The following is an 11,548-nucleotide window of genomic DNA, read 5'->3' on the forward strand; positions in this document are numbered from 1 at the left end:
CATGGGTATCGGGGATTTCCTCAACGACCTCGGTGACAAGATCGAAGACGGGCTGGAGACCGCGACCGAGAAGGTCGGCCAGGCCTACAACACCGTCCTCGACGCCGAGTCCAAGGTCGCGAAAGCTGTCGGCGCCGACGGGTTGTCGAACTTCCTCGACGATCTGGGCGACAAGATCGTCGACGCCACCGGCGGCGCGGTCCCGGAGAAAGAACTCGGCGAGACCACCGATCCCACAGAGCTGATCCGCGGTGACGTAGCCAAGATCAACGAGGTCGCCGAGCACCTGGGCACGATCGGAACCGCGATCGATCAGACCGGTGACGCGCTGCGCAAGATCGACGTCGCCGACTGGTCGGGTTCGGCGGCCTCCGCCTTCCACGACGAATACGCCAAGCAGCCCAAGTTGTGGTGGGACGGCGCGGATGCGATGGGCAAAGCCAAGACCGCGTTGGCCGCCTGGTCGGCCGAGGTCACCGCCGCTCAAGCCAAAGCCTCCGACGCCATCGCGAAGTGGGAAGCCGCCGACCGCGAGGAACGCGACCGCAAGAACGAGTGGAACGCGAAATCCGACGAGGATCGCAAGGGCAAGAACCTCACCGACACCTGGACCGATATCCGCAACGAGGCCCGCGCGATTCTGACCGGCGCCCGCACCCAACGCGACAACGCCGCGAACACCGCCGTGACCGCGATCGCCGCGGCGACCGAGACCGCGCCCACCGAACCACCGTTCCTGTCCCGCTGGGGCAGCAATTTCGAAGACCTCGGCGCGGCACTGGACCAGGCGAAACTGAACTTCTCGTCCGGCCTGCTGACCTCACTGACCGGCATGGTCCAGTTCGTGCGATCGATCTCACCGATCGACGCCTACAACGTCACCCATCCCGCCGAGTACCTGTCGAAGATGTCGGACCTGGGCACCGGCATGGTGCTGGCCGCCGCCGACCCCAAAGCGACCGCGGCGGCCATGCTGTCCGGGTTCAAGACCAACCCATCCGAAGCGCTGGGCGCACTGACCGGCGACGCACTGATGACCGTCGCGACGGGTGGCGCCGGTGGTGCCGCCAAAGCCGGCGCGAATGTGGTCGACAAGGCGACCGATGCCGCACGCCTCGGCAACGCGAGTCGCAATATGCCCGAGGCACCCACGACCCAGCCCGCGGCCCATGCGCCGGAAAACCCCGCGGCGCCGAGCACGAATCCCGCCGGTGACGCGCCGGCATCGAACCCGGCCAACCCCAGCCCGGAAGCACCGACCAGCCCAGCGGGGCATGGCGGCGACCCGGATGTCCCCGCCCGAGACGGCGACCCTGCCCCCGCCAATCCTGAATCGCCGGACAACCTGCGCGCCAACGATCCGGCTTCCCCCACGCTCGACGACAGCGCCCCCCGCGATGGCTCACCCGAATCGCCCGCGACCTCGCCGGACAGCCCGGGAGCCGACACGAACCCCGACGCGCCGCCCGCTCGCGAGGACGGCACTCCGCACAACGGCGATGCGGACAACGGTCCCAAGACCGACCCGGAGGTCCCCAACGATCGGGGCGACGGGAAGCCCGATTCGGATTCGCCGGGAGCGGCATCCCCGGATCCCGACAACGCGCCGCCGCCAGCGAACCCCGACAACGCGGTCCCCCACGCCGACGACGCAGGAAATCGCCCGGGTGACACCGACGGCGATACCCAACCCGGTGCGCACAACGGTCCCGACGGCGGCACCCCGAACAACTCCGACACCCTGATCGACCGGGACGGTAATGACCGGGGCGGCGAGGGAAAGCCGAGTGTGGGCGACGACGCCCAGACCGACGGACCCGCGAAGACCGCCACCGACGACCAAACGCCGAAGGCCGGCGACCCGGTCAAGATCGCCACCGGCGATTTCCTCCTCCCCCTGACAGACATTGATCTCCCCGGTGTTCTGCGGTTGGTCCTCAAGCGAGCACACCACTCCAACTACCGGTTCGGCCGTTGGTTCGGCCCGTCCTGGTCCGCCACTCTGGATATGCGCGTCGTCGTCGACGACGACTGCGTCACGGTTGTTTTCGAAGACGGCATGCTGCTCGCCTATCCGCACGCGGAAGTCGGCGTCGGCGTCGAACCGATCACCGGTGGACAACGCTGGAAGCTCACCCGCACCGACACCGGCGGGTACCGGCTCTGGGACCCGGATCGCGAACTGGTCTGGCATTTCGCACCCGAACCCACGCTCGACGGCCTCGACACTCTCCTCGGCAACTTCGCGATTTCCGCGATCACCGACCGCCACCACAACCGGATCCGCTTCCACTACAACGACAATGGCGATCCGACCGAGGTCACCCACTCCGGCGGCTATCGCGTCGTCCTCGACTCCGCCGGTGGCAGGGTCACCGCGATCTCCGTCGTCGGCGAGCTCGATGGCGTCGAAACCTCAACGCTGGTACGCGAATTCGGCTACGAAAACGGCGAACTGACGACTGTTACGAACGGCATCGGTGGCGTCACCCGCTTCGCCTACGACGACGAGCACCGCATGCTGTCGTGGACCGATTCCAACGGCAGTTGGGTCACCAACACCTACGACGAATCCGGCCGGGTGGCCTCCCAGCGCGGCACCAACGGCGTCTTCGACGCCGAATACGAATACCTGGAATTCGGCAACGGCACCGGCCGCCTGACCCGCATGACCGACTCCCGAGGCGCGGTCACCGGCTACGGATTCGACAGCGACCTCCGCCTGCGCGATCTCCGCGCACCAGACGGCGGCCACCGGCACATCGATTACAACGCGGCCCGCAAGCCGCTCTCGGTCACCGAACCGGACGGCGCGACAACCACTTACAACTACACCCCCGACGGCGATGTAGCCGCCATCACCCGCCCCGACGGCCGCCAGATCACCATCGACTACGCCTACCCCAACCGCCCGTCGACCATCACCAACGCCGACGGCACCACGCAGCACCGCGAGTGGGACAAGGCAGGCAATCTCGTCGCGGTCATCGACCCCGCCGGCGCACGAACCGAGTACCGCCACCACGAAGGCGGCGCGGTCGCCGAAATCCGCGACCCCGACGGCGCCCGAACCCAGATCGACGTCGACCCCGCGGGCCTGCCGATCAAGGTGACCGACCCCTACGGCGCATCCACCGAAATCCAACGCGACGCCTTCGGCCGCCCCACCCAGGTCACCGACCAACTCGGCGCCGTCACCCGCTACGAATGGACACCCGAAGGCCGGCCCGCCCGCCGCATCGACCCCGACGGCTACTCCGAATCCTGGACCTACGACGGAGAGAACAACCTCCTCACCCACACCAACCGAGCCGGCCACGTCACGTCATACACCTATGGCGGCTTCGACAAGGTAGCCACCCGCACCGACCCCGACGGCTCGGTCCACCGCTACCTCTACAACACCGAACGAGCCCTCACCGCCGTCATCAACCCCCTCGGCCAACGCTGGACCTACGAATACGACGCCACCGGCCGCCTACAGTCCGAAACCGACTACACGGGTGCGACCACCACCTACACCCATTCCGCAAACGGGCGCATCGCCACCGTCACCCCCGCCACCGGCGTCACCCGCCATCACCGCTACGACCTCGTCGGCAATCTCACCTCGATCACCGCCGACACCGGCGAGTACCTCGCCTACACGCACGACTCCGCAGGCCGAATCGTCACCGCCATCAACGGCACCGGCGAAACCCGCACTCACACACTCGAATTCACCTACACCCCCACCGGCCAACTCGCGACCCAGAAGCTCGACGACCAGCCGCCCATGGTCAATGAATACGACCACCGCGGTCGTCGCATCCGACGTACCACCCCCACAGGCAACACCACAACCTGGCGCCACAACGCCCGCGGCCTAGTCACCGCGCTGTCCGCCGACAGCACCGACGTCACGTTCAACCACGACTCAGCAGGACGTCTCGCCGGCTGGCGAATTGGCGAGGTGCAAATCGACCGCACATTCACCAGTACCGGCAACGTCGCCTCGCAACACGTCACTGGCTTCCCTGCCCACGAATTCACTCTCGATCTAGGCGACTTCGGTGCATCAGCGTCGAACCGCCCATCCCCATCTACCATCCGCCGCGACAACTACACCTACCGCCCCGACGGCTACCTCACAGAGCACACCACGATCCGTCCGAGCACAGCTACGGTCCGGAATATCTATGCCCTCGATTCCATCGGCCGAGTCAACACCATCACTCGAAACAGTGCGGTTGCTGAAGCATATCAGTACGACCCGGTCAGCAACATCACCGCAAGCCTTGTCGCAGACACCGACGAAACTGGTCCCGAACCAACCAAAAAATACCGGATGGGAGGCAGGGAATACCACAACAATCTACTGATCCGGGACGGGCGCAACCATTATTATTACGATCCTGCCGGTCGCCTGATCCGCAAAGTCACCACTCGCATTTCCCGCAAGCCTGATGTTTGGCACTATCGTTACAATTCGCTCAATCAACTGACCGATGTATACACCCCAAGTTTTGACTGGTGGCAGTACGACTACGATGCGCTCGGACGGAGAATAACTAAACGCCATCTCACAAGCGCTGGCGAGACTATTCAGTCGCGATCATACGTCTACGATTCAACACAACTTATCGAAGAGCTGGCCGGCGACGCAGAAATGCGATGGCACTACCGTCCCGGCACCGATTCACCGCTGATACAATCGAAAGTATTCAGAAATTTCGGCACCAGTGAATCTGTAGCAATACTACTCGATCCCTCGGGAGCTCCGAGCGAACTCATCGACGTGGAGAATGCAGTCTCGAAAGCGTTCGCTACTCGAAGTTTGTGGGGATTCGCAACATGGAGTGGTAGTGCAGCTATACCGATGGGATTTGCTGGCCAAATCCTCGATACCGAAACCGGTCTCTACCATAATGGGTTCCGCGTATATGACCCCTCATCGTCTCGGTACACCACCCCCGATCCACTCGGCCTGGCACCCAGTCACAATCCGTTTTGCTATTCACTAAACCCAAACCTGTGGTCGGATCCACTAGGGCTATCGCCGGACTACACCGATGCCGATGTGTACTATCGAACCATGAGTGACGACCACTTCAATCACCTAAATGCGACGGGCGAACTCCTTCCGACGCGCGAGACTTTCATTTCACCAACGCAGGGGTTTTCCGAGTCTTACGCAGGTCGACTCGTAGAGTTTCAGCTCCATCCCGGAACGATTGATGAACTAAGAGAAATCGGAGTGCGCGACATGTCCAGAGCAGTGCGCGATGCCTATCCTGAGATGCCGACCGTTTCGAAGGGGTGGGCAATCGACAACGCCTTCTTCAAGGGCGAGGGCCCCTCGCATATCAACATTGGGCTCGGCACCGGCCGAGCTCTTGAGATATTCAACCGTGGAATCGCAGGATTTAGGACGATTCGATGATCGCGCCGGAAGATCAGGACGAGATACTCAAGCTGGTCACTTCGCCTAGCAATCCTGCACCACGAATCACCAAGGATCAGCTGTTACGCCACTTTAACTCTTCTGATGGCAAATCCCTCTCGCTAAGTCTACTGGACCAGGCAATACACGAGAAAGATGCCGATGGTGTCGAGCTTTCACTAATAGTTGCCAGCCAATTCGGCATCGATTTGGATTATATTGACCAACTTGTCGAGCTGGCTTTTAGTGATTGGCACTACAAGCACGAAGATGTTGCGTCGATGTTAGGGGAAATTCGTTCTCCAGAAGCCGTGGCAGCGCTGACGCGGCTTGCTGAGTGGGTTCCGGATTACCTGGAATTCGATTCAGCTCGCGCGCTAGCAAATAAGGCGGTGAGAGCGTTGGAGGTCGCGCCTGGGGCTGACGCCCAAAAGGCATTGACACGACTTACAGAGTCAACCGACGAGGAGGTTGCAAATTTTGCCCGTCGCCATTTGAAGCGACGTTTATCTACCAAGGAGTCGTAGCATCAGAAATTCTCTTGGCCATCTGCTTGGACTGGCTGAGTTATTCCGATGCGAGAAGCTACCTCACCTGAAACTGGATAAACCTTCTCCGTTGGCAGCAATTCAGCAGCGTGATTGCGCTTACCATCCCTGATTAGGTAGTTGATCTGGTGCGCAAGACTCGTCTTATCCTCGATGTTGACGATCCAGGCATCACAATATCGCCCGACCGCTTCACCAGAAAGTCCGACTTGCAAAGAACGATATGCCAACTTGTTCATGGAGATATCCCGCTCAGGGTCCCATTGAATCCGCACCGGTGCAGACAGGCTGGTTTTCCAGCTCTCACGCGAGGCATACATGTCGGAATCGAAATGCGATAGAGTTGAATTGGCTAATGCCCATTCGAAACCGTCCCTTGATATATCGATGGCCAGGATGCTCACTTGGCCAGGTTTCGTTGCCCATCCCGACCGGTACATCATCCATAGAAATGACGGCTTTATCCATGTCATTCTATTCCGATTGAACCCTGAGGAGAAGCGGCCATTTCTGATGGCCGGCGTGGCGATCTCGGGTTGATACGCCTGATATACGGTGATTGAGTCTTGTTTATAGCTTGCGCGAATCTGACGATCTGGTGTACCCATGCCTGACATCTTTCCATAAGTACTTGACTGGCCAGAACTCCCGGGGTCAGAATGCACCGCCGCATCTCTCGGGCTCTGGCACGCAGTTCTCCGGGTACCTCCCAACATCTAGCGATCCGGGCGTTGCCACCGCCTTCGCCATTCACTCCGAGCGATATGGAGAGGCTGTCGTGCAGATCGCGCGACCAGAGGACATCGCCGGGGTTGAACGCGTGGGCGGATACATTGCCGCAGAGGCGGAGGTGGCCGTGGGTTTGTCGGCAAGCGAGTTCGCCGCGCGTGCGAGCATGCAAGTGCCAGTCTCCGTCGCCAGGTCAGCACTCGAACAAATGGGAATCCACCTTCCCAGATCCATCGGCATCGATGACCTATCTCCACTACTGCGCGAGACCCCGAAACTGACTCCAGTCCAAATAGAAGAATTCATCGACAGAGTAGGCACCCATGGCAACTAGCGGAACCATAGAAATCGTCGAGCACACCATCACCAGCCCGAGCCAGGCGGAGTGTATTGTCCAATGCTTGTCAGGAACAGTCAAGATCGGAGACACGGCGTACGGCGGAATCCTGAGAGATGGCCACGAGATAGCTCCGGAACTCACGGTCGCGAACATTTTTCGCTACGGCCGCACCTGCGATCTACTGGACCCACCGCACAATGCCCTTCTGCATTTTTCGGGCGTAATTTCAGAGGAATTCGAATCAATAGTTAAGATTTCCCTTTTTCGGCATGATTACACAGCCTCCAATACGTTCTGAGGAAGGCTTTCCCCCGCAACGTAATAGCGCGCCCTTGTTCGCGCAACAGGCTGCAAGGCGCTGTGCCAGTGACTTCAGATCGCGCTGGGCCTGCTGCACGCTCAGCCCTTCGCTCGTTCCGTACCGCGACCTGCGCACTCGCCCGGCCATCGCCACGTCATGGAGCGCGGACAGGATCCGCTCATCGGAGACGTGCCGGTCAGGTCGGTAAGACGCCCTCAATGATGTGGTGACGCGATCATTGCGTCAAAGATCGTCCAGCTCCGACCCATCGCCTTGCACCTGGCGCCGCAGACGGCTGCATCTGATTATCAGATTCTGATACCATGCCAGCATGAAGGAGATCAGCGCGACCGAGGCCGCGCGGGCGTTCGCGCGGGTTCTCGATGAGGCCGAGGCGGGGGAAGAGTTCGTCATCACCCGTAAAGGCGTGTGCGTGGCGCGCCTCGTTCCGGCGCCACGGGCGAACGGTAAGAGCTTGAACAAGCTGGCAAAGCAGTGGGCCGGCAACATCGGTTTGGATGCGGAGTTCGAAGCTGCGGTCGAGTCGATCGACCGTTATGCGAGCGCCGACGCGGACAGCGATCCATGGGAAAGCTGATCCTCGATACCGGCATTCTGATCGCCATCGATCGTGGCACTGTCGCCCTTCCTGATGTCATCGCCGATGACGACAACGTCGCTGTCGCGGCGGTCGTCATCGCGGAGTACCTCACCGGGCTGGCTGGTCAGACGAACCCGGCGAAGCTAGCGAGCGCGCGAACCTTCCTCACCGAGTTCCGGGCTATCGTGCCGAGCATCCCTTACGACGACACGGTCGCCGAGCATCATGCTGAGCTACTGACCCACGTCCGGAGTACGGGTTCGCCCCGAGGTGCACACGATCTGATCCTCGCGGCGACTGCGCGTGCGACGGGTCGCACCGTCGTCACTACCGACAAACGCGCCGATTTCGGCGGACTTCCCGGGGTGGATGTCCGCATGGTCGGGTGATGACATATTCCCCACCGGAGTGTGGGATTTTGCGGTGGTGTGGGAACCCCACTCGGGGCGAGATCGTCCTAGGGTCGAGGCATGGCTGATGACGACGTGCAGTACCGCATCGAGCACGACACGATGGGTGAGGTTCGGGTTCCGGTCGACGCGCTGTGGCGGGCGCAGACGCAGCGGGCCGTGGAGAACTTCCCGATCAGTGGGCGGGGGTTGGAGCGGGCGCAGATCCGGGCGCTGGGGCTGTTGAAGGCCGCTTGTGCGCAGGTCAACAAGGATTTGGGGTTGCTGGATCCGGGGAAGGCGGCGGCGATCATCGCGGCGGCGAACGAGATCGCCGAGGGTCGCCAGGATGATCAGTTCCCGATCGATGTGTTCCAGACCGGGTCGGGGACCAGTTCCAATATGAACGCCAACGAGGTGATCGCCTCGATCGCGGCGCGCAACGGGGTGACCGTGCATCCCAACGACGATGTGAACATGTCGCAGTCGTCCAACGACACTTTCCCCACCGCGACGCATCTGGCCGCCACCGAGGCCGTCATCACCGACCTCGTGCCCGCGCTGGAGCATCTGCGGCTGGCGCTGCTGGACAAGTCGGATCAGTGGCGCACGGTGGTGAAGTCGGGCCGCACGCATCTGATGGACGCGGTGCCGGTGACGCTGGGGCAGGAGTTCGGCGGCTACACCCGCCAGATCGAGGCGGGCATCGAGCGGGCGCTGGCCACGCTGCCGCGCCTGGGCGAGCTGCCGATCGGCGGCACCGCGGTGGGCACGGGGCTCAACGCGCCCGCCGGTTTCGGCACGAAGGTGGTCGCGGAACTGGTGCGCAGCACCGGAATCGACGCGCTGCGTGAGGCGAAGGACCACTTCGAGGCGCAGGCGGCGCGCGACGGATTGGTCGAGGCCTCCGGCGCGCTGCGCACCATCGCGGTCAGCCTGACCAAGATCGCCAACGACATCCGCTGGATGGGTTCGGGCCCGCTGACCGGTCTGGGCGAACTGCAGCTGCCGGACCTGCAGCCGGGTAGCTCGATCATGCCCGGCAAGGTGAATCCGGTACTGCCCGAGGCGGTGACGCAGGTCGCGGTGCAGGTCGTCGGCAACGACGCGGCCATCGCGTTCGGCGGCGCGAGCGGCGCCTTCGAGCTCAATGTCTACATCCCGGTGATGGCGCGCAATCTGCTGGAGTCGATTCGCCTGCTGGCCAACGTCTCTCGGCTGTTCGCGGACAAGTGCGTCGTCGGCCTGGTCGCAAACGAGGAGCACCTGCGCACCCTGGCCGAGTCGTCCCCGTCGATCGTCACGCCGCTGAACTCGGCCATCGGGTACGAGGAGGCGGCCGCCGTCGCCAAACAGGCACTGCGCGAGAAGAAGACGATCCGGCAGACCGTCATCGACCGCGGCCTGACCCCGGACAAGCTCTCGGTCGAGGAACTCGACAGCAAGCTCGACGTGCTGGCGATGGCAGACGTGGACCGCGACTGAAACGGCGAGCGGCCGTCACCTCATGCGGTGACGGCCGCTCGCACGACAAGATCAGGCCAGGTGTGCCAGTTCGGCGCGGGCCTTCTCGCCTTCTTCGCTGAAGTCGGTGCGGGTGAAGATGTTCCAGCGCTGCAGCAGCGGCTTGAACACCAGCTCGCCTTCCTTGGCGGGGTCGTAGATGCCCGCCTCGGCCAGCGCCTCGTCGCTGGAGCCGCCGCCGGGCAGGTCGACGTGCGGGACGCGGAAGGCGGCGACCTGGTCGGCGATGGCGCGCACGGCCTGGTCGGGGACCAGGTCGAGGGCGGCGCCGACGAGGACGGCGAAGAACTCGGCCTGCAGTTCGTCGTCGGCGGCCAGCTTCTCGGCCAGCGCGGTGACGATCGGGTTCTCCCCGAGCGCGGCGGTGTTGCGGTGCCGGACGGCGGCGGCGAGCTCTTCGAACGCGCAGGTGGCCAGCACCTCGATCAGGTGCAGCGGCGGGCGGTTGAAGCCCTCGGTCATGTGCGCCATGCGGGCGCGCTCGAGCGCGACCGGATCCACCGCGCGGGTCACCATCAGGTAGTTGCGGATCAGGATCTCGTGGCGGTTCTCCTCGGCCGTCCACCGGCCGACCCAGCGCCACCACGGACCGGTGCGCAGGTGCTTGCCGAGCTCACGGTGGTAGGACGGCAGGTTGTCGGCGACCAGAACGCTCACCGTCAGCGCGAGCTCGGCGGTCTCGCTCAGCTCGGACTGCTCGGGGGTCCAGTCGGTGCCGCCGAGGAAGGCGAAGTTGCGGCCGTCCGCCCAGGGCACCATGTCGTGCGGCTGCCAGCCTTCGGCGGCCTCGATGTGCCGGGCCAGGTTGGTTTCCACCACATCCGCGAGCGAATCCAGCAGCTCACGGTCGGTCAAAGTTTTCTGCACCCCGACAACATAGTGGGTCGGCCGTCGGCGCGGGGACCTACGGGGCGATCGGGTCCCCACGCCGGGCCGGACGCACGAGCTACTTCTTGGTCACCGTGGTCTCGCCGTTGACCCAGACGATGGTGCCGCCGGTGAACTCGCTCTGCTTGCCGCCGTTGGCGGTGCTGGTCTCGTCGCTGGTCGGGTAGCCGAGCGGGCCGTTGGCGCCGCCCTCTTCCTCCCAGGTCTCGCGGATGTCGCCCCACACGATGTGCGCGCCGGTGTCGCTGCTCCAGTAGATGGTGCCGCCGGTGAAGTCCTGGTACTGGCCACCGTTGGGACCGGTCTCCTGCGCTTCCTCCGGCGCGCCGAGCGGGCTGCTCGCGCCGCCGGCGGCGACGTACTTCTTGTAGACCTCACCGGAGACGGTGATGTCGCCGTTCGGGGTGGAGATGGTGGTCGAATCGCCGGCCGCCGTCGCGGAGGTGGTCATGCCGCCACCGGGGGTCATCGGCATGCTCTCCCCAGGGCTCATGGGCATGCTGCCCCCGGGGGTCATCGGCATGCTCTCGCCGGGGCTCATGGGCATGCTGCCCATCACCGAGGTGACGGTGTCGGTGGCGTTGTCCTTGTCCTCGTCGCCGCACCCCGCGGCGAGCAACAGTCCGGCGGCGGCGATGACGGCGGCGCCTCCGGCGGCAGTACGTCGAGCGAAGTGGTTCATATCCATCCTCTCGCGAGTGGCCCCCCGGGGCACGCCCCCGGAATGGAGCCTGGCCGACATCCGCAACGGCCCGGCGGAATCTTGTTCGCCGAGCCGTTGCTGGATTGGTGTCGCCGCGGATAAT

9 protein-coding genes are annotated in these 11,548 nt (G+C 63.6%); 6 read left to right on the forward strand and 3 right to left on the reverse strand.

All coding sequences use genetic code 11. The annotated features are described in order from the left end of the window. Position 1: 1 nt before the first annotated feature. Positions 2-5,422 (forward strand): putative T7SS-secreted protein, encoded by a 5,421-nt coding sequence (locus NV348_RS09185; protein ID WP_447146654.1) that lies wholly within the window; start codon positions 2-4, stop codon positions 5,420-5,422. Beyond that, on the forward strand, positions 5,419-5,949 hold the full coding sequence (locus tag NV348_RS09190; RefSeq protein WP_447146655.1) for a hypothetical protein: 531 nt from the start codon (positions 5,419-5,421) through the stop codon (positions 5,947-5,949). Before NV348_RS09185 ends, NV348_RS09190 begins: the two co-directional genes overlap by 4 nt. Positions 5,950-5,951: 2 nt before the next feature. Here NV348_RS09190 and NV348_RS09195 read toward each other — a convergent pair whose 3' ends face one another. Next, positions 5,952-6,578 carry a DUF4291 domain-containing protein gene (locus NV348_RS09195; protein ID WP_447146656.1) on the reverse strand — a complete coding sequence of 209 codons (627 nt, stop codon included), beginning with the start codon at positions 6,576-6,578 and terminating at the stop codon, positions 5,952-5,954. 170 nt (positions 6,579-6,748) lie between these two features. Here NV348_RS09195 and NV348_RS09200 point away from each other — a divergent pair, with 170 nt between their 5' ends. From NV348_RS09200 to NV348_RS09215, 4 genes are all read left to right on the forward strand, one after another. Continuing rightward, positions 6,749-7,033 carry a hypothetical protein gene (locus NV348_RS09200; RefSeq protein ID WP_447146657.1) on the forward strand — a complete coding sequence of 95 codons (285 nt, stop codon included), beginning with the start codon at positions 6,749-6,751 and terminating at the stop codon, positions 7,031-7,033. A 638-nt stretch (positions 7,034-7,671) separates the two neighbouring features. Next, a complete protein-coding gene (locus NV348_RS09205) occupies positions 7,672-7,938 on the forward strand; it encodes a type II toxin-antitoxin system Phd/YefM family antitoxin (protein ID WP_447146658.1) in 267 nt (88 codons plus the stop codon). Further along, on the forward strand, positions 7,926-8,330 hold the full coding sequence (locus NV348_RS09210; RefSeq protein WP_447146659.1) for a type II toxin-antitoxin system VapC family toxin: 405 nt from the start codon (positions 7,926-7,928) through the stop codon (positions 8,328-8,330). The genes NV348_RS09205 and NV348_RS09210 overlap by 13 nt, the downstream gene beginning before the upstream one ends. An 81-nt stretch (positions 8,331-8,411) precedes the next feature. Continuing rightward, on the forward strand, positions 8,412-9,815 hold the full coding sequence (locus tag NV348_RS09215; RefSeq protein ID WP_447146660.1) for a class II fumarate hydratase: 1,404 nt from the start codon (positions 8,412-8,414) through the stop codon (positions 9,813-9,815). A 51-nt stretch (positions 9,816-9,866) separates the two neighbouring features. Here the strand turns inward: NV348_RS09215 and NV348_RS09220 are convergent, their stop codons facing one another. Together NV348_RS09220 and NV348_RS09225 are read right to left on the reverse strand one after the other, a co-directional pair. Continuing rightward, positions 9,867-10,721, reverse strand: a complete 855-nt coding sequence (locus NV348_RS09220; protein ID WP_447146661.1) for an acyl-ACP desaturase — start codon at positions 10,719-10,721, stop codon at positions 9,867-9,869. A 79-nt stretch (positions 10,722-10,800) separates the two neighbouring features. Then, positions 10,801-11,424, reverse strand: coding sequence for an LGFP repeat-containing protein (locus tag NV348_RS09225; protein ID WP_447146662.1), 624 nt, complete (start codon positions 11,422-11,424; stop codon positions 10,801-10,803). Between the last annotated feature and the right edge of the window lie 124 nt (positions 11,425-11,548).

It is taken from the genome of Nocardia fodinahabitans, from assembly GCF_052983615.1.

Bases quoted from the DNA above. Each gene is read 5' to 3' on its own strand.
- NV348_RS09185 (WP_447146654.1), top strand. From the start codon at position 2: ATGGGTATCGGGGATTTCCTCAACGACCTCGGTGACAAGATCGAAGAC.
- NV348_RS09190 (WP_447146655.1), top strand. From the start codon at position 5,419: ATGATCGCGCCGGAAGATCAGGACGAGATACTCAAGCTGGTCACTTCG.
- NV348_RS09195 (WP_447146656.1), bottom strand. From the start codon at position 6,578: ATGGGTACACCAGATCGTCAGATTCGCGCAAGCTATAAACAAGACTCA.
- NV348_RS09205 (WP_447146658.1), top strand. From the start codon at position 7,672: ATGAAGGAGATCAGCGCGACCGAGGCCGCGCGGGCGTTCGCGCGGGTT.
- NV348_RS09210 (WP_447146659.1), top strand. From the start codon at position 7,926: ATGGGAAAGCTGATCCTCGATACCGGCATTCTGATCGCCATCGATCGT.
- NV348_RS09215 (WP_447146660.1), top strand. From the start codon at position 8,412: ATGGCTGATGACGACGTGCAGTACCGCATCGAGCACGACACGATGGGT.
- NV348_RS09225 (WP_447146662.1), bottom strand. From the start codon at position 11,424: ATGAACCACTTCGCTCGACGTACTGCCGCCGGAGGCGCCGCCGTCATC.